Origin of the sequence: Streptomyces sp. HUAS 15-9, from assembly GCF_025642155.1 — a bacterium.
GTDB lineage: Bacteria > Actinomycetota > Actinomycetes > Streptomycetales > Streptomycetaceae > Streptomyces.
In genome coordinates this window covers 8,202,402-8,225,423 of record NZ_CP106798.1, presented here as the reverse complement: position 1 = coordinate 8,225,423, position 23,022 = coordinate 8,202,402, and the positions used below count along the sequence as shown (strand labels likewise).

General features: G+C 70.6%; 20 protein-coding genes. 9 read left to right on the top strand and 11 right to left on the bottom strand.

Going from position 1 to position 23,022, the window contains the following annotated elements:
- The first annotated feature begins 79 nt into the window (after positions 1–79).
- The gene (locus N8I87_RS37475; protein ID WP_263215303.1) at positions 80–685 is read left to right on the top strand and encodes a TetR/AcrR family transcriptional regulator; all 606 of its coding nucleotides are present in this window, start codon (positions 80–82) and stop codon (positions 683–685) included.
- Positions 686–778: 93 nt separating this feature from the next.
- Positions 779–934 (top strand): DUF6131 family protein, encoded by a 156-nt coding sequence (locus tag N8I87_RS37470; protein WP_263215302.1) that lies wholly within the window; start codon positions 779–781, stop codon positions 932–934.
- Between the two features lie 22 nt (positions 935–956).
- Here N8I87_RS37470 and N8I87_RS37465 read toward each other — a convergent pair whose 3' ends face one another.
- Entirely contained in the window at positions 957–3,329 is a 2,373-nt protein-coding gene (locus N8I87_RS37465; protein ID WP_263215301.1) for an AbfB domain-containing protein, read from the bottom strand.
- A gap of 91 nt (positions 3,330–3,420) precedes the next feature.
- Entirely contained in the window at positions 3,421–4,596 is a 1,176-nt protein-coding gene (locus tag N8I87_RS37460; RefSeq protein ID WP_263215300.1) for a S1 family peptidase, read from the bottom strand.
- A gap of 191 nt (positions 4,597–4,787) precedes the next feature.
- Here N8I87_RS37460 and N8I87_RS37455 point away from each other — a divergent pair, with 191 nt between their 5' ends.
- Positions 4,788–5,180: a protein NO VEIN domain-containing protein gene (locus tag N8I87_RS37455; RefSeq protein WP_263215299.1), complete on the top strand. Its 393-nt coding sequence runs from the start codon at positions 4,788–4,790 to the stop codon at positions 5,178–5,180.
- A gap of 44 nt (positions 5,181–5,224) precedes the next feature.
- Here the strand turns inward: N8I87_RS37455 and N8I87_RS37450 are convergent, their stop codons facing one another.
- The 3 genes from N8I87_RS37450 to N8I87_RS37440 form a co-directional block, all read right to left on the bottom strand.
- Positions 5,225–6,919 carry a tetratricopeptide repeat protein gene (locus tag N8I87_RS37450; RefSeq protein ID WP_263215298.1) on the bottom strand — a complete coding sequence of 565 codons (1,695 nt, stop codon included), beginning with the start codon at positions 6,917–6,919 and terminating at the stop codon, positions 5,225–5,227.
- A gap of 100 nt (positions 6,920–7,019) precedes the next feature.
- Complete coding sequence (locus tag N8I87_RS37445) at positions 7,020–7,349, bottom strand: hypothetical protein (RefSeq protein ID WP_263215297.1); 330 nt, start codon at positions 7,347–7,349, stop codon at positions 7,020–7,022.
- 548 nt (positions 7,350–7,897) lie between these two features.
- On the bottom strand, positions 7,898–9,130 hold the full coding sequence (locus N8I87_RS37440; RefSeq protein WP_263215296.1) for an FAD-dependent oxidoreductase: 1,233 nt from the start codon (positions 9,128–9,130) through the stop codon (positions 7,898–7,900).
- A gap of 396 nt (positions 9,131–9,526) precedes the next feature.
- Between N8I87_RS37440 and N8I87_RS37435 the strand changes: the two genes are divergently transcribed.
- From N8I87_RS37435 to N8I87_RS37425, 3 genes are all read left to right on the top strand, one after another.
- Positions 9,527–9,796, top strand: coding sequence for a hypothetical protein (locus N8I87_RS37435; protein WP_263215295.1), 270 nt, complete (start codon positions 9,527–9,529; stop codon positions 9,794–9,796).
- Positions 9,793–10,326, top strand: coding sequence for a hypothetical protein (locus N8I87_RS37430; RefSeq protein ID WP_263215294.1), 534 nt, complete (start codon positions 9,793–9,795; stop codon positions 10,324–10,326). Before N8I87_RS37435 ends, N8I87_RS37430 begins: the two co-directional genes overlap by 4 nt.
- Positions 10,327–10,464: 138 nt before the next feature.
- Positions 10,465–12,111, top strand: a complete 1,647-nt coding sequence (locus N8I87_RS37425) for an APC family permease (protein WP_263215293.1) — start codon at positions 10,465–10,467, stop codon at positions 12,109–12,111.
- Positions 12,112–12,114: 3 nt separating this feature from the next.
- Here N8I87_RS37425 and N8I87_RS37420 read toward each other — a convergent pair whose 3' ends face one another.
- Both N8I87_RS37420 and N8I87_RS37415 read right to left on the bottom strand, forming a co-directional pair.
- Positions 12,115–13,626, bottom strand: coding sequence for a hypothetical protein (locus tag N8I87_RS37420; RefSeq protein WP_263215292.1), 1,512 nt, complete (start codon positions 13,624–13,626; stop codon positions 12,115–12,117).
- Positions 13,623–14,867: a S1 RNA-binding domain-containing protein gene (locus N8I87_RS37415; protein WP_263215291.1), complete on the bottom strand. Its 1,245-nt coding sequence runs from the start codon at positions 14,865–14,867 to the stop codon at positions 13,623–13,625. Before N8I87_RS37415 ends, N8I87_RS37420 begins: the two co-directional genes overlap by 4 nt.
- A 105-nt stretch (positions 14,868–14,972) precedes the next feature.
- On the opposite strand from N8I87_RS37415, the gene N8I87_RS37410 reads away from it, so the two are divergent.
- Positions 14,973–15,491: a hypothetical protein gene (locus N8I87_RS37410; protein WP_263215290.1), complete on the top strand. Its 519-nt coding sequence runs from the start codon at positions 14,973–14,975 to the stop codon at positions 15,489–15,491.
- A 12-nt stretch (positions 15,492–15,503) separates the two neighbouring features.
- Here the strand turns inward: N8I87_RS37410 and N8I87_RS37405 are convergent, their stop codons facing one another.
- Genes N8I87_RS37405 through N8I87_RS37395 form a run of 3 tightly spaced genes read right to left on the bottom strand, consistent with a single transcriptional unit; the run spans position 15,504 to position 19,197 of the window.
- Positions 15,504–16,163: a hypothetical protein gene (locus N8I87_RS37405; RefSeq protein ID WP_263215289.1), complete on the bottom strand. Its 660-nt coding sequence runs from the start codon at positions 16,161–16,163 to the stop codon at positions 15,504–15,506.
- Positions 16,164–16,189: 26 nt separating this feature from the next.
- Complete coding sequence (locus tag N8I87_RS37400) at positions 16,190–16,855, bottom strand: response regulator (RefSeq protein ID WP_491743951.1); 666 nt, start codon at positions 16,853–16,855, stop codon at positions 16,190–16,192.
- Positions 16,846–19,197, bottom strand: a complete 2,352-nt coding sequence (locus N8I87_RS37395) for a histidine kinase (RefSeq protein ID WP_263215287.1) — start codon at positions 19,195–19,197, stop codon at positions 16,846–16,848. Before N8I87_RS37395 ends, N8I87_RS37400 begins: the two co-directional genes overlap by 10 nt.
- A gap of 236 nt (positions 19,198–19,433) precedes the next feature.
- On the opposite strand from N8I87_RS37395, the gene N8I87_RS37390 reads away from it, so the two are divergent.
- Positions 19,434–20,399, top strand: a complete 966-nt coding sequence (locus N8I87_RS37390; protein WP_263215286.1) for a CPBP family intramembrane glutamic endopeptidase — start codon at positions 19,434–19,436, stop codon at positions 20,397–20,399.
- A 37-nt stretch (positions 20,400–20,436) separates the two neighbouring features.
- On the opposite strand, the gene N8I87_RS37385 is transcribed toward N8I87_RS37390, so the two are convergent.
- Positions 20,437–21,234 carry an SAM-dependent methyltransferase gene (locus N8I87_RS37385; RefSeq protein ID WP_263215285.1) on the bottom strand — a complete coding sequence of 266 codons (798 nt, stop codon included), beginning with the start codon at positions 21,232–21,234 and terminating at the stop codon, positions 20,437–20,439.
- Positions 21,235–21,459: 225 nt separating this feature from the next.
- Here N8I87_RS37385 and N8I87_RS37380 point away from each other — a divergent pair, with 225 nt between their 5' ends.
- Positions 21,460–22,164: a restriction endonuclease gene (locus tag N8I87_RS37380; RefSeq protein WP_263216857.1), complete on the top strand. Its 705-nt coding sequence runs from the start codon at positions 21,460–21,462 to the stop codon at positions 22,162–22,164.
- Positions 22,165–23,022 lie beyond the last annotated feature (858 nt).

The window sequence follows — 23,022 nt, the reverse complement described above, 5'->3', positions numbered from 1 at the left end:
TGAGGTGCCGTCAGTCCGCCTGCACCGCTGTGACCTCGTACGTCGTCCGGCGCACACCACGGGTGGAACAATGGGCGGCATGCCCAAGGCCGCCCTCACCACCCCGACACGTCAGCGCATCATCACCGCCGTCCTGCAGATCATCGGCGACGGCGGAGTCGCGGCGGTCACCAACAGAAGGATCGCCAGGGAGGCCGGTGTCTCGCTCGGCTCCGTCACCTACCACTTCGAGACGCAGCACGACCTGCTGCGCGAGAGCCTGCTGTACTTCGTGCGCGAGGAGGCCCGGCACTTCACGGAGCTGGCCGACCAGTGCCAGACCGAGAACCTCGACATAGACGACGCGGCGTCCCTGGCCGGCCAGGTGGCCTGCGGTACGGCCCTGGACACCGCGCATCTCGCACCCTTCGAGCTGTACATCCACGCCGGGCGCGACGAGCGGCTGCGCGCGGCGGCGTCGGAGGCGTTCCGGGCCTACGACCGGCTCGCCGCCCAGATCCTCACCGCCCTGGGCGTCCCGGACGCGGAGCGCCTGGCGGCCACCACCGTCGCCGTGGTGATGGGCCTGCAGCTCCGCCGCCTGGCCACCGGCAGCCCGGCGGACGATCTCGTCGACGCCCTTCTGCTGGTGGCGCGGGGAGCCACCGACGAGTCGGCCGGCCAAGGGCTCGTCACACAGAGCTGAGCACGGCGGGAAATTCGAGTGCCGAGCAGATAGTCGAACGTTCCTGGGGGTACTCGAAGTCGGAGACCTCAGTTATCAGCGGAGGAGGCGGTCATGCTTATCCTCGGTCTTGTCCTGCTCGTTGTCGGCTTCGTCACCGGAATCTCGATTCTGTGGACCATCGGAATCATTCTCGTGGTGCTCGGCGCCATTTTCTGGATCCTGGGCTCCATGGGCCACGCGGTGGCCGGTCGACGCCATTACTGGTAGTCACGGAGGACATCTCCCGTGTTCAGGGTGCCCAGGGGCCCTGGACGGCCCAGGTGGTGTCCTCGGTGAAGGTGCCCGGGTCGTCCCAGGCGTGCGAGCCGCCCCGCTGTGCCAGCCACAGCTCGGCGTTCATGTGCCGCAGATACTGGCCCGGGTAGTTGGAAGCCGAGAGCCGGATGCCTTCGCTGCCCTGGACGGGGCACCATGTCGCGTCGGCCTTGTAGAGCGCCGAGTCGTCGCCCGCCTCGCGCCGGACACGGAAGTCGCGGTGGCGCAGGTATTCACCCGGGTAATTGCGGGACTCGAAGGAATAGCACAGCTTGTTGGCGAGGCCCGGCTTCACCTTCCAGGTGGCGTCCTGCTTCAGCAGGGCGCCGCTTGCCCCGGTCACCACCTCGGTGTAGCCGAGCCCGTCGTAGTGACGGATGTAGCGGTCGGTGTAGCCGGGTGTGGTGACTCGGATCGACACATACCTCTCCAGCGGCAGCTTCACCGTCGGCCCGAGCGTACGGGACGCGGCGATCAGCGCCTGGTTGGCCGCTCGGACGCGGGCCTCGTCGACCTTGACGACCTGGCGGTCGTAGGTCATCAGCCCGTTCGCCTCGTTCTCCACATCGGTGATCTGTGTGTAGACGGAGGCCGACAGACCGCCCGCGGGCATGGAGTTCTCCCGGATGCCGTCCAGCAGGCCGACGAGCCGGTCGTCGAGAGCGGCCGGGCTGGGCTGGTCCTCGTAGCTGAAGCCGCCACCCGGGTACCACTCGTGGCCGGGGACCCGGTAGCCGAGGCCGCCGTACTCACCCAGCACCGAGGCACGTACCGACTCCGTCGGGGTGTTTCCGGGGCCGACATAGTTGTGGTTGTCGATCACGTCGCCGTTGCCTCCGTCCTGGGCGGCACAGCAGTTGACCCCGCTCATGTTGTCGACGAGGCGCGAGGGGTCGTACGCCTTGACCATGTCCGCGATGCGCGTCTGGTCGTACTGGCCCCAGCCCTCGTTCTGGTCGACCCACTGGATCAGCGCGGCCGAGCTGCGGTGCTGGTCGATGACGGCCCGGTACTCGCTCTCCCACTGGGTGCGGGCCGCGCCGTCCGGCGTCCTGGCGCTGTCCATGGACGGCATGTCCTGCCACACCAGCAGCCCGAGCCGGTCCGCCCAGTAGAACCAGCGCTGCGGCTCCACCTTGATGTGTTTGCGCACCATGTTGAAGCCGAGGTCCTTGTGCTTCTGGAGGTCGAACCTGAGGGCGTCGTCGGTGGGCGCGGTGTAGATGCCGTCGGGCCAGTAGCCCTGGTCCAGGGTGCCCGTCTGGAAGACGAACCGGCCGTTGAGTACGGGCCGGCGCACCCCGTTCGCCTCCTTCACCGCGATCGAGCGCATGCCGGTGTAACCGCCGACCCGGTCGGCGCCGGGGCTCCCGGTGAGCTGGGCGGTGATGTCGTAGAGGAAGGGGTCGTCGGGCGTCCACAGGTGGGTGTTCGGGACGGGCACGGAGAATTCGGTGCCGACCGTGCCCGTGGCGCTGCCGACGGGGGTGCCCCCGCTGGAGACCGTGACCTTGACGGGCGCGCCCTGGGCCGCGGCGCCGCACACCGTCACGTGCAGTGTGCCGTCCTCCAGATGCGGGACCATGTCGAGCCGGGTGATGTGCGCCGCGGCGGTCGGTTCCAGCCAGACGGTCTGCCAGATGCCCGACGAGGCGGTGTAGACGATGCTGTGGCCGGGGTGCGGGGTGACGTCCTGGACGCGCTGCTTGCCGATGGCCTGGCCGCCGGTCTCCGTCGGGTCGTACACGGACACGACGACGGTGTTGGTGCCGTCGTTCAGCAGGGGCGTGATGTCGTACGAGAAGGAGTCGTAGCCGCCGCGGTGTACGGCGCCCGCCTGCCGGCCGTTGATCCAGACGGTCGTCTCCCCGTCGGAGGCGCCGAAGTTGAGCTGGACGCGACGCCCGCGCCAGCCGGAGGGCACGGTGAAGGAACGCTTGTACCAGAGCTTGTCATTCGCGGTGATCTTGCGCTGGATGCCGGAGAGCGCGGACTCCGGCACGAACGGCACCCGGATCCGCTCGGCGAACGTCGAAGGCTGAGCGGCGTCACGGGAGGTGACGGCGAAGTCCCAAATGCCGTTCAGATCGGCCCAGTCGGGGCGGGTGAGCTGCGGGCGCGGATAGTCCGGCAGGGGGTGGTCCACGGAGACCTGGTCCGTCCATGGGGTGGACATCGGCGCGGGTCTGGGGGTCCAGGCGGCCTCGGCGGCACGGGAGGGGTGAGCGCCGGAGGCCAGCAGGGCGGTGACGGTCAGCGTCAACACCGCGACGGCGGCCGGCAGTTGTCTCCAGGCCCGGCGCGGCCCGGGGGTCGAGGACGCTCGGGGGGACAGGAGTCTCGGCATGATGTCTGCTCCCTGGTCTGTGCGGCACTGCGGTCTGTGGGGTTCCGCCGGACCTCGCGCGGAACCCCGGCAACGCGACCGCAGGGGGCGGTCAGTATGTGTGCAGGGTCAGCCCGTAGCGGTTGAGGATCTCGTTGACCGGCTGGAACCAGGTCTCACCGCCGCCGGTGCAGTTGCCCCAGCCGCCGGAGGTGACGCCCTGCGCCTGGTCTCCGCTGATGAACGACCCTCCGGAGTCGCCGGGTTCGGCGCAGACGCTCGTCTTGGTCAGCTGATACACCGTGCCCTGGCTGTAGTTGACGGTCTCGTTGGTGGCCAGCACCGTCCCGCAGTGCCAGTGCGACGTCGATCCCGAACGGCAGATCGAGGAGCCGACGGGGGCTACGGCCGAGCCGCGCACGAGCTGGTCGGGCACGGTGCCCCAGCCCAGCACGACCGGCACCGTCCACCACCCGCTGCCCACGCTGACCCAGGCGTAGTCGTCGCCCGGGAACGAGGAGCCCCGGAAGGTGCCGATGTACGAGCCGTCCCAGCCGCTGACCCCGGCGCCCGGCCGGCCGCAGTGACCGGCCGTGACGAAGCCGCCGTACACCGAGAACCCGATGGAACAGCGGACGTTGCCCGTGTAGTAGGGATCGCCGCCGACCGTGCCCGCGGCGAAGGTCTGCGGCGCCGCCGAGACGGTCTCGACGGTCACGGGGCCCGCCTCGCGAGCCCGGGACACGAAGCGCTGGACATCGTTGTCAGCACGGCGGTCGCGGACGATGTCGACGACGACGGTGTTGGCCGCCGGATCGACGTGCCAACTGCTCACCGCGTCAGGGGCGGACAGCCGGTCGATGCGCGCCTTCGCCGCGTTCAGCTGCCGCAGGCTGTGCTCGACCGTGCGGATACCGGCCCCGGCGGCTCGGATCGTGCGACGGGTGGCGGCCGACGCGTCCGGGGTGAGCGCCACCGTCAAACGACCGTGTGAGTCGTCGAACCAGGAGCCCGCATAGGCAGCCCCGGCCGCGCGGCGTGCCTTCGGATCGAGCGCCGTGGCGGTCCGCTCGGCCGCGAGCCGAGTCTCGGCCTGGTCCCGGGACAGGCCGAAAGCACGCTGCACGGCGGACAGCACGCCGCCGGAAGCGGGTACGGCGGGCGCTGCGGGCTCGGCGGGACCTGCCTCGGAGCCGCTCGCCGAGGCGGGGAACGTACCTGCCGCGGCCAGGCCACCGAGCATCAGCAGAACAGCCACGCCGACGTGCGCGATTCTCGTGCGTCTCATGGGAGTTGCCCTTCGTCGTTCCAGGAGTGGGGGATGGAACAGCCGATTCCCGAGAGCGCTCTCATTCATGGCGCAGCAGAGCCTAGCCAACCCCTCACCGTCAGGTCCATGCCAATGCGGCGTCGAATCGGATTCGCTTCCCGAGCCGAGGAACTTCACGGCATCATGGGTGGCCGCGACGAGGGGGTGCCGTGGGCAACAGGGAGACGGAACAGGCTGCCATCACGCATGTGATGGCCTTGGAGCGGGCCGCCGGACGTGATCCGAAGGACGTCCGTACCTCGGGCCTCCCGTACGACGTCGAGAGTCCGCCGCGGATGATCGAGGTGAAGGCCTTCAGCCGCTCGGCGCGCAGCGAGGCACTGCCGCTGGAGCAGCGGCAGCTGACAGCCGCGAAGGCCGACCCCGAGCGCTATTACCTTTACGTGGTCGACAACCTCGCTGGCCGCGACGGCGCGGAGGTCGCGGTGCGCGTCGTGCACGGGAAGGCGCTGCTGGCGATGATCGAGCGGTCCAAGCCGCAGATCACGTACTGGCCCACGTTCAAGGCGGCCGAGTACGACGAGGCCGAGCGGCTGCACTGAGTTCCGCGGCACCGGGGCGGCGCCGGGCGCCGCGGGAACTCATCTCACGTCCGTGGTGTGCAGCAGCCGTCGCCCGAGGCGTCGTGCGGCCCCGCGGCCAGACGGCAGAAGCAGGACGCCGTGATCGGTACGTCCGCCGTCGCGGCCGCGAACTTCAGCTGCTGGGCCACGATCTGTGCCTCACCGGTCCTGCCGAGCCGCTGGAGGCATTCGTGGTACCCGTGCAACGACCAGACGTTGTTGGGGTGTTGCTGCGGCCGGGGAAGCGTGTCGTCCAGGCCCAGGTCGGCGCGGTAGACCGCCTCGGCCTCCGCGATCAGGCCCCGCTCCAGCAACAGCGCGCCGTAGGCGTGCCGGGTCGGCTGCATCCAACCCCACGGTTCGTCGTAGGGAAGGTTGTCGTCCAGCTCGATCGAGCGGCGCAGCGCGGCGAAGGCGGCGTCGAAGTCACCCTTGCGGTAGTCCAGTTCGCCGTCGAGCATCTCCGAGGCGATGGCCAGGATGTCCGCGCACGTGTTGTTGAACAGCATGCGTGACCCCGGGACCCGGCTCACCGCCTCCCGGAAGAGCGCACGCTCCGCCTCGGCCTCGGTGATCCGGCCGGTGGCGGAGAGGGCGACGCCGCGCGCGTAATGCAGCATCGCGGTGCTGACGCAGTACAGCCGCGGGTCGGCGGGCATGGGCAGGCGCAGTACGTCGTCCCATCGGCCGAAGCGGATCAGCACGTGCACCCGCATCGCGAGGAACCCCTCCAGCCAGTCGGCCATGGGCGGGCTCTCCACGCGCAGCAGCTCCTCCGGCACGGCGGCCTCGAGCCGATCCGCCGTCTCGAGCGCGTCCTGGAGGCGGCCCAGGAACATCGCGCCGTAGATCCGGAAGTGGTAGTTGTGGCATCGATACAGGGTGTAGAAGTTCAAGGCGCCCTCGCGCGCGTGGAACTTCTCGTCGGCGGCGATCGCCGCGGCGTTGTCGGAAACCACCCTCCGGTAGTCGCCGCACAGCACTTCCAGATGGGACGGCATGTGCTGCAGATGTCCGGCGTCGGGCACCAGGCCCCGCAGCCGATCGGCGACCGGCAGGGCCGCCTCGGGCGTCGGGGACATCTCCATCAGGTGGATGTACATGTGCAGCAGGCCGGGGTGCGAGGTGCCCGCCTCCGTCGCCATCGCCCGCTCGAGCACGTCCTTGGCCTCCGGCGTGCGTGCCTCGGCGGCCGGGAGGCCGGTGCGGATGTCCCACAGCTGCCAGGGGGTGAGGTTCATCAAGGCGTCCGCGTACAGGGTCGCCACGTCGAGGTCGTCGGGCGCCAGCCGGTGGACGGCCCGCATGCTCTCGGCGTAGGCCGCGCTCCACACCGACAGACCCTCGAGGTCCTCGGCCTCCGCCCGCGGGTAGCGGGCGCGCAGCGCCTCGATCAGGGCACGCTCCACCGGGGTGGCGGACGCCGCCGTGGCGTGCGCTCGCTCCACGGCGGCGTGGGTGCGTTCGACGGTCCGCGCCAGGTCGTGCTCGTCGAAGAACTCCCAGGGTTTGTTGTAGTTGGGGCCCAGGGCGTAGGCGACGCCCCAGTGGGCCATGGCGCAGTCGGGATCGGCCTCGGCGGCGCGTTCGAAGCAGCGGACGGCCTCCTCGTGGTTGAAGGCGTACGTCCACACCAGTCCACGGTCGAACCAGGTCTGGGCCTCGGGGGACGCTGTCGTCACACGTCGGCGGTGGCTGCCCAGCTCGTAGTAGTTCACAGTGTTCCGACCCTATCCGGGCCGAGGGAAAACTCGCCGTTCATCCGGAATCATGCGATTTACGCGCGGCGGCCTCGACGGCTTCACCTCTCGGGTCGGCTCACGCGGGTACCGTCGACAGGTCGATGGCCCGGTCGACGTCCTGCGGCTCGAGGACGCGGAGGATGCCCTCGAGCAGGTAGTAGTCGGCGTAGGGGAGCGATATCTCGATCCCGTCCTCGGCCGGACGGTTGCGCGTGCAGCGGGCCACGACCGCTTCGGCGCGGGACGACTTCCTGGTCAGACAGGTCCGCGAGAGCGCGACGAGCAGGCGCGGTGCCGCCTCGCGGTAGCGGTGTCTGCCGGTCGCGGCGGACAGGTCGAGCAGCCCGCAGGCCATGATCGCGCCGGCCGACGCGTCCTTGATGTCAATGGGGCTGCCGGGGCGCACGGTGAGGCGCCAGGCCGTGACCCAGGAGGGAGAGAAGAGGAAGCCCAGGTCGTGGGGGTGGTGTCGTACCGGCGGGGAGCGAGCCGCCCCGCCGATTCGAGGGCCCGTGTGCGGAACGCGTCGTCCCCGCTGTGGAGATACGCCATCCAGAGCGTCCCCGGCCAGAAGCCGCCGACCCAGTCCCCGCTCTGGGAGTACACCCATTTCTCGAACTTCGTCCCGACGGGGAAGGCACTCACTCCGGGCGCGACAGCCGCGATCTTCCCGACCGCGTAGTCGGCCGCGTCCCGCAGGGCGCGCACCGCGTTCACCGACGGCTGTTCGGCTGCCTGGGCGGCCTGCCCGGTAGCGGTACACGTGGCCGCGGTCGTGACTCCGGCGGCCGAGGCCAGCACAGTACGCCGGGAAACACTCATGGGCGCCTTCCCTCAACGAGGCTGCGGTGCAAGGGGTTGGCGGGAGCCTTGCACAGCACCTCCGGAGCTGTACACCTACGCGAGCAATGTTCACGTATAGGAACGTCTCACCTCGCGGCTGACGCTCCGCGACTATCGGACGGCCACGGCCGGTGGCCGCTCACGCAGCGCGCCGTACCCGATGAAGTACGCGGGCAGACGCCGTACGAACCGTGATCCTGTGAGCAGACCGGCCATGCGCTGGGCGCGTTCCACGCTGCCCAGGGGCGGCTGCCCCCGCAGTACGGGAGCGATGACACGGGCATGGGCGATCCGCTGGAGCGTCTGTGTGACGACCGTGGTGAGCAGGCGACGGCGCTGCAGACCGCGTACGTCGTGCAGGCCCACGCCCCCGCGGCGCAGCGGCTCGACGAGATACCGGGCGGCGGCCACCGCGTCCTCCACGGCGAGGTTGATACCGATGCCGAAGACCGGGGACATCGCGTGCGCGGCGTCACCGATGCACAGCAGTCCGGGGCGATGCCAGCGGCGCAGCCGGTCCAGACGTACGTCGAGGAGCTTGACCTCGTCCCATGAGCGCAGCCGGTCCGTACGGTCCGCGACCCACGGGACGGCGGCGGCGAAGTCGGCCCGGAATCGCTCGAGACCGGCGGCCCGGCGCTCCGCGTCGGTGCCCTTGGGAATGAGCGCGGCGCACTGCCAGTAGTCCCCGCGGTCGATCATCGCGGTCAGGAAGTGATCGCCGGCGCCGCCGACGAGCCCGCTCGGATCGCCCTCGTGCCGCGGCAGCCGGAACCACCAGGCGTCCATCGGGCAGCCGAAGCGGCGCAGCCCCAGCTCCGGCCGGGAGCGGGCCAGCGACCCGCGGCCGTCGCAGGCGACCGTGAGGACGGCACGCAGCTCGCCGGTGGCGCCCTCGGCGGTGCGGTAGCGCACTCCGGTCACCCGTCCGCCCTCGACCAGGAAGGAGGTCGCCTCGGTGTTCATCCACAGGTCGAAGGACGGCTCGCGCCGGGCCTCGTCCGCGAGGAGGTCCAGCAGGTCCCACTGGGGCACCATCGCGACGTAGTTGTACGGGCCGCGCAGCACCGCGAGATCCGCGACCGTGACCGGCGACCGGCCGGCCCCGATGGGCAGTTGGACGGTGCGCACCCTGCGCTGCGGCAGTTGCGCGAAGCGCTCGGCCAGACCCAGGTCGTCGAGCAACGCCAGCGTCGAGGGGTGCACGGTGTCACCGCGGAAGTCACGCAGGAAGTCACCGTGCTTCTCCAGCACCGTCACCGCGACACCGGCCCGCGCCAGCAGCAGCGCGAGCACCATGCCGGCGGGGCCACCTCCCACTACACAACACGTGGTCCGCTCCATCACGGCCCTGCCTTTCGGGAGAGCAGTAATTCATCGGCAGTAATTCATCACGCGATGAATATCATACTCCTGCCTGCCGTACCGTGCCCGTGCCCGCCCATGGGCTCGTCGACGCTCCCGAATATCCGCGTACAGCCGATTCGCATCACGTACGGCCGCTTTGAATCGAGCGACAGCCGAGTCAGTCTCCATCTGATTCGTTGATCGTGGGGAGGTGAACTCAGGGCCGCGCAGACGGGCTCGGGGAGTGTGTGTCCCACGTCACGCGCCGACGACAGCTCTCCTGGCGGGATCCGGAAATACCGGCGCGGGCTTCCTCGGTTGTCGTGTGCATCCGCGTTTTTCGCTGGAGGCGGACATGGACCACACCCCAGAGCGCCGGGAGAGGTGACGGCGATGAGCGTCCTCACACCGGGCCTTCTGCACACCCGCCCCGGCCGTCGACGGGCGACCGGGGACCCACGGGCGGCACGGCGCCGTGTCGTACTCGTTCTCCTGGTCGTGGGCCTGGACGCGGCGGCCCTCGTGATGCTGCTGAGCCGGCAGCTCCCGAACGCTCTGGCCGGAGTGCTCCTGGCCACTCTCGGCTGGCTGACCGCCGGGCGCACGGCGAACCGGTACCCCGCACGGGCGCACGGGCCGGTCGACGGACCGGTCCGGCGATGAGCCAGGCAACCAGCACTCCGGCGACGGCCGCCCCGCGCCCGCGCATGGAGACCGCCTCGCCGACACGCTCCGCCGCCGCGCGCCGCCCCGGCCGGGACGAGCCGTTCGAGCGGCGCCGTCGGCACACCATCAAGTTGCTGGCCGCGTCCGCGCTGGGCCTCATTCCCTGGACAGTGATCCTCGGGCTGACGCTCCCCTCCGACTATCAGGTCCACTCCTGGCGGGTGACCTGGGTCGGCTTCGATCTGCTGCTGCTCGCCGCCTTCACGGCCACAGCCGTCCTCGGTTTCCGCCGGCACCGTGCCGTGGTGATCCCGGCACTGGCGACCGCGGTGCTGCTCGTGTGCGACGCGTGGTTCGACGCGTCACTCGCCGTCGGTACGCCCGACGTCTGGGCGTCCGCCGCGCTGGCCGTCTTCGTCGAACTGCCCACGGCGGCCTACATCTTCCGCCGCGCCTACAAGCTCCTGCACCTCCAGTGGTCGTCACGTCAGCTGACGGGCTGCCCCGACGCGGACCCACCAAGCTGACGTTCCGCGTCTCCCGCACGGTGACCAGGTCCGCGGCAGCCCACTCATCGGTCGATTTTCCAGCTCACGGCCCCGGCCAAGTGCCTCGCACAGTGGCACGATGGAGAGCGGCATCACCCTTGTGAGGGGGTGTGGCACATGGCCGTATCGGAAAAGTCGCCGGCCGCGGGAACCCATCGGCCGGGGCTGAGGCGCGAGATCGGCTTCATCGGGCTCATCTGGGCCTCGGAGGGGTCGATCACCGGATCCGGATGGCTGTTCGGCGCGCAGGGGGCCCTGGCGGCGGCCGGGCCCGCGGCGATCATCTCCTGGGGCATCGGCGGCCTCGCGATCCTGATCCTGGCGCTGGTGCACGCCGAGCTCGGCGGGATGTATCCGGTCTCCGGCGGGACCGCCCGCTTCCCCCACTACGCCTACGGCGGCGCCGCGGGCGCTTCCTTCGGCTGGTTCTCCTGGCTGCAGGCTGCCACGGTGGCACCCATCGAGGTGCTGGCGATGATCACCTACGCCCAGCACTACTCCTGGGCGAGCGGCTGGGAGAAGATCAGAGGCGGCGAGCATGTCCTGACCCCGCCCGGCATCGCCGTCGCGGTGGGACTGATGGCGGTCATCACGGCCATCAACTTCCTCAGCATCCGTCTGCTCGCCCGCACCAACAGCGCGGCGACCTGGTGGAAGGTCGGCGTCCCGCTGCTGACGATCTTCGTGCTGGCCGTTGCCCAGTTCCACACCGGCAACTTCACCGCGGCCGACGGATTCGACCCCTACGGGGCCAAGGGCATCCTGTCCGCCGTCTCCACCAGCGGCATCATCTTCGCGCTGCTGGGCTTCGAGCAGGCCGACCAGCTCGCCGGTGAGAGCGCCCACCCCAAGCGCGACATCCCGCGGGCGGTGATCGGATCGATCGTCATCGGCATCGTGATCTACATCCTTCTCCAGGTCACCTTCCTCGCCGCGCTGCCCGCCTCGCAGATCGGCAGCCACTGGGCCACCTCCGCGTTCACCGCCCTGAGCGGTCCGTTCGCCCAGGTCGCCACGCTCATCGGCCTGGGCTGGCTGGCCACGGTCCTCTACCTCGACGCCGTCGTCTCCCCCGCCGGGACCGGCCTGATCTACATCACCGGATCCTCCCGGGTCTCCTACGGCCTCAGCCGCAACGGCTATGTGCCCTCCGCGTTCGAGGCCACCAACCGGCGCGGAGTCCCCTGGATCGGCCTGCTCACCGCGTTCGTCATCGGGTGCGTCTGCTTCCTGCCGTTCCCCAGCTGGCGCTCCCTCGTCGGACTGATCACCAGTGCCAGTGTGCTCATGTACGCCGGTGCTCCGCTGTCCTTCGGTGTGTTCCGCAGGCGGCTGCCCGACGCGCACCGTCCCTACCGGCTGCCCGGCGGCAACTGGATGTCACCGCTGGCCTTCATCGTCGCCAACCTGCTGATCCTGTGGTCCGGTTGGGCCACCGACTGGAAGCTCGGCATCGCGATCCTCATCGGCTACGTCATCCTGATCGCCAACCGGGTGTTCGAGATGAACCCCATCACGCCCCAGCTCGACCTGCGCGCGGCCCAGTGGCTGCCCGCCTACCTGATCGGCATGGGGCTGATCGTCTACCTCAGCGACTTCGGGCCCCTCAAGCACCCGTGGTTCCCGTTGTGGTGGGACATCGCCGTCACGTCCGCGTTCAGCCTCGGCATCTACTACTGGGCCATGGCGGTCGCGCTGCCGACGGAACAGATCCAGCACATGGTCGACCAGGTCGTCGTGCCGGAGGAGGAGGGCGTCGTCTGAGCGTCAGGGCACCAGCTCGGACATCACGGCGAGCGGCAGCGCGGGGTTGGCGGCCGCCGCCTCGACCACCCGCCAGTCGTCGTCGGCGAGCAGGTCGGTCAGCACGTCGGGCGGCAGGGCCGGGTGCTTGGCGGCCATGGGCCGGGCCTGCCGGTCCGCCAGGCAGGCCAGCAGCGCCAGGGGCGTGGCGTTGCGGTGCCGGGCCACCACACGGAAGGCTTTCTGCACCGGCGGTTCGTGCCGTGTCAGCTCCTCCAGCAGCACGGGCGGAGTGTCCGGGTTGGCCGCCACCTTGGCGGCGACCCGGACGCCGTGCCGGTCGACCATGGAGCGCAACTGGGCTTCGGACAGCCCCGGGTGCCCGGCGATCGACTTGAGCACCTTCGCGTCGGGATCGACGGCCAGTGCGTCGCGGATCTCGTCCGGCAGATCACGTCGTTCGGCCACGAGCATCCGTACGCCCGGGTGCGGGGACTTGGCCAGATCCATGACCTCGGCCGGAGAAGCGGCGGCGATGCGGGGCAGCAGGGTCGAGCCGATCTTTGCCGTGCCGGCCAGGTCGGTGAGCAGGTCGAGGGGCACGTTCGGGTTGAGTGCGACGTGGCGCCGCACGTCCGGGCTGGGGTCGGTGGCCAGCGCGCGCATCAGTGCCTCACCGATCACGGGATTCTTCGCGAGGTCGGCCCGGACCCCGGGAGCGGGATCATCGGCAAACCTTTCGCAGAGCTGCGGCGGCAGGTCCGGGCGGGCGGCCAACTCCCAGTGCAGCACCGGTGAGGAGTGGTCGGCAAAGCCGACGAGAACGTCGACGGGCGTGGCCGGATTACGCAGGGCCCTCTCCCGCAGCGCGTGAACGGTGGACTCATGGGAACCGTCGCACGCGGCGCCCGGCGACAGATCGCAGTCGGTCCGTGGGCAGTTCGGATCGTGCACGAAGGGCGTAGCCTCGCGATCGCAGACCAGACACCGCTGGGCCGGCGGTATGCCCTCACCCGTGACCAGCATCGCCAGGACATCCGGCGGCGTCGACTCGTTGGCCGCCACCGCGCTGCGGACTTCGGCGTGCGGGTGCCGCGCGAGCCGGACCGCCATGTCCGGCGTCGTCCACAGCGCGAGTTCCGCGACGACGCGTATGTCCGGGTCGGCGGCGAGTGTCTCCAGGACGTCGGACGGCAGGCCGGGGCAGGCAGCCAGTCTCTCCCGGTGCTCCACGACCGGGTCCGCGGCGAGCAGGCGAGCCCACTCCGCACTACCCGCGTTCTCCTCCAGCAGGGCGAGCGCGGCCCACGGCTGTGCCACCGGATCGATGTCGGCGACGGTCAGCCTCCCTTCGTAGGCGAGATGCACGGCTGCCTCCTCGACGCGCCCGGCCAGCGCGACCGCCTGGGCATGGCTGAGGTCATGGCGGTACGCGAGCGCCTCGGCGACTTCGGTGTCCGCGATCTCGATCAGCCGGTCGACCAGATCGGCCGGGAGGGACGGGTTGACGGCGAGCCCGCACAGCACATGGTTCACGGAGTTGTCCGCTCTTCGTGCAAGGCCTTGAGGGAGAGTGAGACGCGTTCGCGTACCGGGTCGATGTCGAGGATCTTGGCGTTGATCTCCTGACCGACGGAGAGGATGTCGCAGGGGTGGTCGACGTGTCGCCAGGAGAGCTCGGGGAGATTGATCAACGCCACGCAGCCGCCCAGGTCCACGAAGGTGACGCCGATTTCGGCGATGCAGCTCACCGTGCCGGTGACGATGTCGCCTCGCCCAAGGGTCTTTCGGAAGGCCCAGCTCCGGTCGCCCGGTGTCGGATCGGTGCGCCAGAGGGCGCGTACCACTCCGTCCGGGTCGGGCATGACGGCTGCGGACAGAGGCACACGTTCGTCCGCGTACAGGGAAAGGAGCGCCGCGGCCACGGCGCCCGAGATCCGGTCGGCCAACTCCTGATATCCGCTCTCGTCGGTGACGACGCCGTGGATCCGGCCGTCCTCGTCCTGCCAGACGCCTTCCACCAGGCCGTCGGCGGGGAAGACCCCGAGGACCGCGTCGATGTCGGAGGACAGGTCCGGCCACACGGCCAGCCGGGCGCGGGGAGCGATCCCGGCCCGTACCGAGTCGATCGTGTCGGAGGTGAGGCGGTGCCGGCGTGAGGCGCCTTCGACGTAGGTCTCCTCCAGGAGCCCGGCGCGTCCCGAGGTGACCGACCAGTGCAGGGCGGCCCAGAACTCGTCGTCGCCCGGTCGCTGGACCTGCTGTTCCCCGTCGGTGTCCATGTCGTACGGGGAGGCGGTCAGGCGTTCCGGGAACAGGCCGAGGGCGCGGGTCCGTGCCGCCGCCTGCTCGCCGGGCCGGTTGCTGCCGACGTAGAGGTACTGGTCCCGGCCGACGTGCACCGCGAAAACACCCTCCACTTCCAGCCGGCACCAGGCTCCGCCGTCGCGCAGCATGACCCGCACCAGTTCCAGCCCTGTGGCGAGCGGTATCTCCGCTCCGTCGTGGAAGCCGACCGGGCCGGGGAAGAGTCCGTCCAGCCCGAAGTCCCTCATGGGCGGCTCGGCACCGAAGTGCACAAGGCCGGGGATCTGTGGCTCGCGTACGGAGAGGCGGTCGACACCGGCATCCGTGGCGAAGGCCTCGACGGCCGCAAGGTAGGCCGACTCGACCTCGCCGTGATCGCTGACGACGTCCTCATCGCCGGTGTAGTGGCCGTGTTCGTCGCGGTCGGCGGGGTCGTACTTGGTGACGCGGTAGACGTAGGGCAGTGGCACAGCCCCATGTTCCCGTACGAGACCGACGTCGTCCCAAGGGATTTCCGCGGGAAGGAAGGGAACGAGACGTCGATGGGGCGCCGCCGGCCTGGCAGACTGCACGGCGTGAAGACCCTGACACCCGCACGCGCCCTCATGCTGGTGACGGCCGGCATAGCCTGCCTGGTGACCGCATCGGGCGGACTTCTCGGCGCTCTTCTCGGCGGCTGGATCGTGGCACTTGTCGCAGGGGCGGTCGCCGGGGCGGGTTCCGTCGTCGGCGCGTTGCTCGTTCGGCGGCGGGCCATGGCCGGTTTCAGTGCCGCCCGGCGGGAGGCGACGACGCGCGGCTCCGCCGACGGCATCGCGCACGGCGTCCTCGTCGGCGTGGCCAACTACCAGGCGGCCGTCTTCCCGATGAACGTCGGTGGCGTCACGGACGAAGAGCGCGCCGCACGCCGCACCGTCGCCTACCGGCTCGCGGCCGAGGACGAAGTACCCCATCCGGTGCGCCAGGCCGCGGCCAACGCCCTCGCCGCGCTGGACGACGAGGATCTCGAACGGGTCCGGGACGCCATGTCGAAGCTGTATGCCGCGGTGCACGACCAGGTCGTAGCCCGCGGCGATGGCCTCGACGTCCTTTGAATCGCGGCGGGTTCAGTCCCGCAGTGGCCGCACACCGGGAGGCACCTTTTGCTCCCGGTGTCCGCCCCGTCCCCAGCGCCGTCGTACCGCCTCGGACACCCGCTCACGCTCGTATCCGGTGTGGGTGACGAACGCCTCGATCACCTGCGCGGCGGGCCGATGCGGCGGCACGGCCATCAGCACCGCATCGTATCCGTCCGGCAACGGCGGTGCCACCACGGCGACTTCGTCCCCGGAGCGCAGCCGCAGCACCACCGCCCGCAACCGGTCCTCGTCATCGGGCACGGTGCGCAGCCTGGCGTGCAGAGTGTCCTGCGCCGGCGAGTACAGCCGTACGTGAGCCAGGAGCGCCCCGCGTTTGTACTCCTGCCAGCGGTTGAACCCCAGGCTGCGCGAAGGCGGTTCCTGCCATGGCCGCAACGCGTCCAGACGCTCCAGCAGGCGCCGCAGGAAGTCCCGTACGGCCGGCTCGTCATGCGGTTGCCAGGCCAGGTCCTGCTCCCCGGCGTCCTCGGCCAGGGCCGCCTCGATGCCCGCGTACTGCTCCTCGACGGGGAGGTCGTAGATGGGCTGTTCCAGGACCATTCGGGCGATGCGCTCGACTTGCTCGTCATTCAACTCCCGGCTGAACTGCAGGCAGTAGAGGATCGCGGTGACCACCCCGAGACGCATGCGCACAGTATGACCGCCCCGGCTCTTCAGGACGTCCCGATACCGCGGGGACGGACCAGTCCGCTCTCGTAGGCGAGAATCGTGGCCTGGACCCGGTCGCGCAGCCCGAGTTTGGACAGCAGGGCGTTCACATGGGTCTTCACGGTGCCCGTGGTCACGCCCAGTTCGGCTCCGATCTCGGCGTTGGTCAGACCGCCGGCGATCTTCAGCAGCACTTCCCTCTCGCGCGGGGTGAGCCGGCCGAGCGCACCGGTCACCGGGGGCGGTTGTGGGGCGTTGTGCGCGAAGGTGTCGATGAGACGGCGGGTCACGGCCGGGGCCAGGATCCCGTCTCCGGCGGCGACGACGCGGATGGCGGTCAGCAGTTCCTCCGGATGCGCGTCCTTGAGCAGGAACCCGGACGCGCCGGCGCGCAGTGCCTCGTACACATACTCGTCGAGGTCGAACGTGGTGAGCACCAGCACCCGCGGCCCGTTCTCCAGTGCGGTGATCAGGCGGGTCGCGGTGAGTCCGTCCATGCCCGGCATCCGGATGTCCATCATGACGAGGTCGGGTGTCTCGGCGGTGGCGAGCGACACCGCGGCGGCTCCGTCACCGGCCTCGGCCACGACGGTCAGGTCGGGTTCGGCGTCCACGATGGCGGCGAAGCCGGCCCGGACCACGGCTTGGTCGTCGACGACGATCACGCGTATGGCGACGGGGACACCTCCTGGACGGGGGCCGGCGCGGGGCCGACCGGCAATGACACCCGTACAGTACCGGTCGGTTCGAACGTGATCCGTCCCTCTCCCGTGTCGGCCTGCACGCTCAGCCGTTCGGCGACCGGGCCGGCGACGGCCAGCCGCACTCCCGACACCGTGATGTGCACGGTGTCGCGGCGTCGTCTCAGGGTCACCCGGGCCGGGCCCCGGTCGCCCGCGCCGAGCGCCGTTTCGACATTGCGGTACACCGAGACGCTCACGGACGGCGGAAGGCCCCGTGCTGCGTCCGACAGGCCCCGCAGCCGCACGTCCCGCCCCGCGGCCCGAAGGGTGTGGCACAGCATGTCGAGGTCCGCCGCGGTCGGGGACGGGGCGAGCCTGCTGCCGGGCTCCTCCGACTCGCCGCCGAGGTTGTGCAACAGCTCGCGCATGGCGGCGAGGGCGGACCGGGCAGCGGCGGCGACCTCCTCGAGCCCTCCCTGCCGGGCCAGGTCGACGACCGAGGCCGTACGGTCCAGCACGGCGTCGCGCAACTTGAGCGCCAGCCGGTGCCGTTCGGCCTCGGCGGCCCGGTAGGCGTGCCACATCGAGTTGGCGAGCGCGAAGTCGTCATGGGCCAGGACGCGCACCCGGCGCCGGCGTACGAGCAGGCCGCTCGCCCACACAGAGGCGAGGACGGGAGCCAGTACGACGCACAACACGACGACCATCAGCACCGCGTTGGGCCAACTGGCTCTCTCGTCCATCATCGAGCCGTCCGCGGACGCGGTGGCGGTGAGGGTGCCCGCCACGCCGAGCGCCGTCGCGCCCACCGCCGGCCAGGTGCGGGCGGCACCCCGCCCATAGGCGGCAACCGCGTACAGAGCCAGCGTCTCCGTCAGCGTCCCCCCGGTGAAGAACTGCGACACCCGTGAGGACAGGGGCACCGCGACGGCGGCCACGGGCCACAGCCATGCCGTGGCCAGCACGGTGAGGAATGCCGCCCAGGGGGCGCGCCTGCGCCACAGCAGGGGCAGCGCGTGGAGCGCCAGCAGCAGGGCGACCAACAGCAGTCCGGGTGCCTCGGCGCGCCTGATGTGCACGGGCCAGTCCTCCGTGTCCGCGAGGACGAGGACCACCGGGACGATCGTCGCCGTGAACGCCAGCGCGGGGTCGGCCAGGCGCTGTTCCCGCAGGATGTCGCGCCGCCACTCCTGGCCGGGCGGATGCCGGGGCCCTGTGTCGTCGGGCAGCGTCGCACGGACCCGCCAGCCGCCGTCGGAGCGGGGACCGGCGGTCAGCTCGCCTCCCACCGCCGCCGCGCGTTCCCGCATCCCGGCCACTCCGCGTCCTGCGCCCAGGCCGCCGGTGTCGTGCGCCGCGGACGCGCGGGGCGGCGCATTGTCCACGGTCAGTTCCAGCAGACCGCTCTCGCGTCGCACGGTCACCCGCGCGGCGGCGCCGGGGGCGTACCGCAGGACGTTCGTCAGGGCTTCGCGGACGATGCCGTGGATCGCCTCGGCCGCCGGGCCGGCCAGATCGTCGGGGAGTTGTGTGGTGACGGGGCGGCCCAACCGGCCGAACCCCGCGACCAGTTCCTCGATCTGTCCGCTCATCGGCCGCGGGCCCAGATGGTCGGTGTCGCGCAGGAGTCCGACGAGTCGCTGCAACGCGGTCAGCGTCTCGGTGCCGGTGCGCTCCGCGAACGACAGCGCCTCGGCGGTCAGGTCGGGCCTGCTGTCCCCCAGCCGACGCGCGGCGTCGACGGTGACGACGACCGAGGTGAGGTGATGGGCGCTCACATCATGCAGTTCGCGGGCGAGCCGGTGGCGTTCGTGATCGCCGGCCAGCCTGCGGGCGTTCTCCGCCCCGGCCAGCCGTCGCGCCGCGGTCAGCCGGCCCGCGAGCCACTGGCGGCGCGCCTCGCCCAGACCCGCGCACAGGACGTACACGACCGTGGCGATCGCCATCTCCCCAAGGAGCGAGGCGCGGAAACCCAGTTGTACGACGGCCATCAGCCACTCGACGCCCAGCGCCGCGGCAACGGCCCGGCGCGTCACCGGCACCGGGCAGCGGACGGCGACGGAGTACACGGCGATCAGTGTGCCGACACTGACACAGCCGTCCGGCCAGGCCACCTGGCCCAGGACGAGGGCGCCCAGTGCCCAGGTGAGCGCCCGCACGGGGGTCCGCCGTCGCCGGCCCAGCGCGACGGTCTCCACGGAAAGCGCGCACACGACACCGATCACGCCCAGGGTGCCGGGCGGTTCGGCCGGCCCCAGCCCCGGCCACAGCCAGGTCATCTGTACGGCCGCCAGCACGGTCGGCAGAAGCCAGTTGCGTATCGTCTCCATGTCGCCCACGAGCGTATGCGGAACCCGGGCGCAGGACGTCTGCCCTCGGACCGAGACCGGTCCCTACCCAGCGATAGAGGCACCGGTCGTGCCGCAGGGCGATGCCGGAGCAGGGAGCCGGCAGGCAAGCTGCCGGTATGACACATCCGCTGCTTCCCCAACCACTCCCCTACCATCGGCTGGCCCGGCTCTCGGTGCGGTACCGATGGTGGCGTCCGCTGGTGGGGACCCTGTTCATGGCCGTTGCCTACATGATCACGGTGGGCGTGCTCGACGCGGTCATCTCCGGCTGGGGCTCCAGTGAGGGGTACCCCGAAGCGCCGGACGGAACAGTGGAGTTCGGCCCCGTGCCGGACACCGCCGTCAGCCTGCTGCTCATCGCCGCGGGGACACCTGTCGTACTGCTGGCCGTGCGCTGGATCGGTCGACGCCCGGCGGGGACGCTCTCCTCGGTCACCGGGAGGCTGAGATGGCGTTGGCTCGCCCTGTGCGGGGCAGTGGCCGCGCCCGTCTTCGGCCTGGCGATGGGCGGCATGCTCCTGCTGCCCGCGGACGACGGGGCGGAGTCCCGGTGGGCGGGCTGGGATGTGTTCGTGCCCGCGTTGGCCATGCTCGTCGTACTGGTGCCGTTGCAGGCGGCCGCCGAGGAGTATGTCTTCCGTGGCTGGCTGACGCAGGCAGTGGGCGCGTTCCTGCGTTCGCCCTGGTGGGCGCTGCTGCCCCAGGCCTTCCTGTTCGCCGCCGCGCACGGCTGGGGCACGCCCTGGGGCTTCGCCGACCTGGTGGTGGTCGGGATGACGGCGGGCTGGCTGACCTGGCGCACCGGCGGTCTGGAGGCGGCCATAGCGCTGCACACGGTCAACAACCTCGTCGCCTTCGGGCTCTCGGCCGCCGTCGTCGACGGGCTCAAGAGCGACGACACCGCCGCCGACGCGGGCTGGCAGATCGTGGCACTCGACGTCGCGAGCGTGGCCCTGTACACGGCGGCGGTGGTGTGGCTGACGCGCCGCCGTCCGCCGGTCCGTACGGCCCCTGCGCCGCTCCCTCCCCCCGCGCCACCGGTCCCCTTCGCCGCACCGTACGGGCCTTTGCCCGTTGCGCCGACGCCGTTCCCCTGGCCCGGGCAGCCGGCATCCCACATACCTGTTCCGCCCGTTCACCCGGGCGCGGATCCGGAAGCAGGAGGCCCTGGCCGAATGTGAGAGGAAGGGGTGCCGACCCGGCGCTGCGGACGCCGATTCAGCCGGCCTTGCGCGCCACGCCCCCGTAGAAGCCGATCTCGGCGGATCTGGCCGGTGGCGGGACGTCCGGGCGCCAGAACGGGACCTGGGCCAGGCCGGGCTCAATGAGCTCGAAGCCGTCGAGGAATCGCTCCACCTCGGCGCGGGAGCGCAGATTCAGCGTGGCTGTGGCCTTGTTGTAGACAGCCTGCGCTCCACTGCGATCGGCGAAGTCGCCCGTGGCATGCGAGAGCACCAGGAAGCTGCCGGGCGGGAGCGCGTCGCGCAGGGTGGCGACCACCTCCGCGGGCTGCTCCGCGTCGGTGAGGAAGTGCAGGACGGCGACGAGGAGCAGGGCGACCGGCTCGTCGAAGTCGATGACCTGGCGGACGTCGGGGTGATCCACGATGGCGCGCGGGTCGCGCAGGTCGCCGAGCACGATGCTGGTCTTGCCGGAGTGGCTCAGCAGCGCGTTGCCGTGCGCGCTCACGATCGGATCGTTGTCGACGTACGCGACGCGCACGTCCGGTGCCGCCGCCTGAGCGATCTCGTGCACGTTCGGCGAGGTGGGCAGCCCGGTACCGATGTCGAGGATCTGTCGGACACCGCTGCCCACGACGTGCCGGACAGCCCGTTGCATGAAGGCGCGGTTGGCCCGTACACCGATCCGTGCCTCGGGCGCCGCGGCGGCGAGCTCGTCACCGGCCTCGCGGTCCACCTCGTAGTTGTCCTTGCCGCCCAGCAGGTAGTCGTAGATCCGGGCAGGATGCGGCCTGCTGGTGTCTATCTCGTCGGCACGCACGCCGTCCTGGGTCACACCGCGCTCCTCTCAACGGGTACCAACAGTTTCCCACACCAACTTTCCCGCGCAGGCGGGGAGTTGCACGTACGGCGACCTGTTCCGGTCTTCCTGGATCACCGCGTGTGGTGATTCCCTGACTGCTTGTCAGCGCTACCAGGGGGAGGCAGCTGTGCCTGAAGTCCGGTCATACGTGCGGTACGTGAGGTGTCCGGTCCACTTCCGCTCCGCCGGGACGCAGCGGTGACCCGGCGCCGCTCGCCCGCGCGGCGGCGTACTCGGCGGCCCGGCAGGCGGCGACAAAAGCAGCGGGACGCCCAGCTGATCGGCCTTCTCGTGGCAGGCGTCGCAGTGATCGGCGTGGTGGTGACGGTGGTCAACTGGCTGCTGGCGCACTGGTGGGTCCTGGTCGTCGGCCTGGTGCTCGCCGCGCTCGCAGCCGTCGGCTGGTTCTACAACCGGCAACAGCGGGCCCGATGGGAGGCCGTTCGCGCACAGGGCCTGAGGTATGCGCTGCTGCAGTTGGACGCGCTGCATCATGCCCGGTTCGAGGACGCGGTACGGGACCTGATGCGCAGGGACGGCTGTGCGGACGCTCAGCGGGTCGGCGGCGGTGGCGATCTGGGCGCGGACGTGAAGGCGACGGACCCTTACGGGCGGCGCTGGGTGATCCAGTGCAAGCACCGCCGCGACGGGGTCCGGGGCTCGGCCGTTGGCACGCCGGATCTTCAGGTGCTCAACGGGACGGCCCGGCAGGTGCACGGGGCGGACGTCGCGGTGATCGTGACGAACGGAAGAGTCACCGCACCGGCGGTCGCGTTCGCCAAGCAGCAGCGCCTGCATGTCGTCGACCGCCGGACACTGGGCGTGTGGGCCTCCGGCTCGCGCCCCCTGTGGGAACTGCTGCGCGCGATGCCACCACCGCCCAGGCGCTCGGCGCTGTCCTGAACGTCAGGCTGAGGGACTTCAGGTGGCGTAGTGCCGCAAGCAGTCACGCAGTTGCTCCTCGAACGACGGCGCGCACCAGAGGATGGCGGCCCGCTGCTCCTCCGCATCGTCGAGTTCGGTCTCCGTCCCTTCCCCGTCGCACCGTGCCTCGTACTCGTGGTCGAGATGTGCGCCGGGCGGTGGTAGAGGTGACAGATGACGTAGTCCTGCTGATCACGCAGAAACCGCACGAGGAAGGCACCAGGCTCCACTGGACGGGGCAGCGGCTGCGAGACGTCGGACCAGCAGCCGGTCACCGAAACCTCGTCCAGCGCGAGGTACGGGTCGGCGCCGGTCTGAAAGGTCATGAAGTCCCGCGGCAGCGTCAGGTCATGGGCCGCAAGGGCTGCCGCCAGGGCGTTGAGCCCGGTGACCTGTGCGGCAAGTGGTTCGCCCGCGGTGTCGAGTCATGCGAAACGTCCCGTGGGCCAGGCCCGGTACACACCAAGGTCGGTGGCGCACCGTGCGGCGTCGAAACCGGTCGAGGACAAGTCGACCCCTGATCGTTCCTCAGGCATGGGAATTCCCTCTTTGATCAGTGCGAGCGGAGTTGTCGGCGTCGGCATCTCAGGGGGCGATCCCGCGGACACGGGTGGTGATGGGGGGCCGTACACTCGGCAGCCGTTGCAAAGCGGTTGAAACCGCCGATCGGAAGGCCACGTTGCCCATGTTTCAGGACGCCCCCATCTATCACCAGCTCATTGCCGAGCGCGGTGACGTGCCCGCGCGGGTCCGCGACGCTGCCGCGAGCATACGGCGCGACCTCGAGGCAGTGATGCGGACGGGGCACTCCATCGGTTCCTTCGAGACCGGCACGCC

Bases quoted from the DNA above. Each gene is read 5' to 3' on its own strand.
- N8I87_RS37390 (WP_263215286.1), top strand. From the start codon at position 19,434: ATGGCCGTTGCCTACATGATCACGGTGGGCGTGCTCGACGCGGTCATC.
- N8I87_RS37425 (WP_263215293.1), top strand. From the start codon at position 10,465: ATGGCCGTATCGGAAAAGTCGCCGGCCGCGGGAACCCATCGGCCGGGG.
- N8I87_RS37440 (WP_263215296.1), bottom strand. From the start codon at position 9,130: ATGGAGCGGACCACGTGTTGTGTAGTGGGAGGTGGCCCCGCCGGCATG.
- N8I87_RS37470 (WP_263215302.1), top strand. From the start codon at position 779: ATGCTTATCCTCGGTCTTGTCCTGCTCGTTGTCGGCTTCGTCACCGGA.
- N8I87_RS37460 (WP_263215300.1), bottom strand. From the start codon at position 4,596: ATGAGACGCACGAGAATCGCGCACGTCGGCGTGGCTGTTCTGCTGATG.
- N8I87_RS37435 (WP_263215295.1), top strand. From the start codon at position 9,527: ATGAGCGTCCTCACACCGGGCCTTCTGCACACCCGCCCCGGCCGTCGA.
- N8I87_RS37475 (WP_263215303.1), top strand. From the start codon at position 80: ATGCCCAAGGCCGCCCTCACCACCCCGACACGTCAGCGCATCATCACC.
- N8I87_RS37430 (WP_263215294.1), top strand. From the start codon at position 9,793: ATGAGCCAGGCAACCAGCACTCCGGCGACGGCCGCCCCGCGCCCGCGC.
- N8I87_RS37395 (WP_263215287.1), bottom strand. From the start codon at position 19,197: ATGGAGACGATACGCAACTGGCTTCTGCCGACCGTGCTGGCGGCCGTA.
- N8I87_RS37405 (WP_263215289.1), bottom strand. From the start codon at position 16,163: ATGCGTCTCGGGGTGGTCACCGCGATCCTCTACTGCCTGCAGTTCAGC.
- N8I87_RS37465 (WP_263215301.1), bottom strand. From the start codon at position 3,329: ATGCCGAGACTCCTGTCCCCCCGAGCGTCCTCGACCCCCGGGCCGCGC.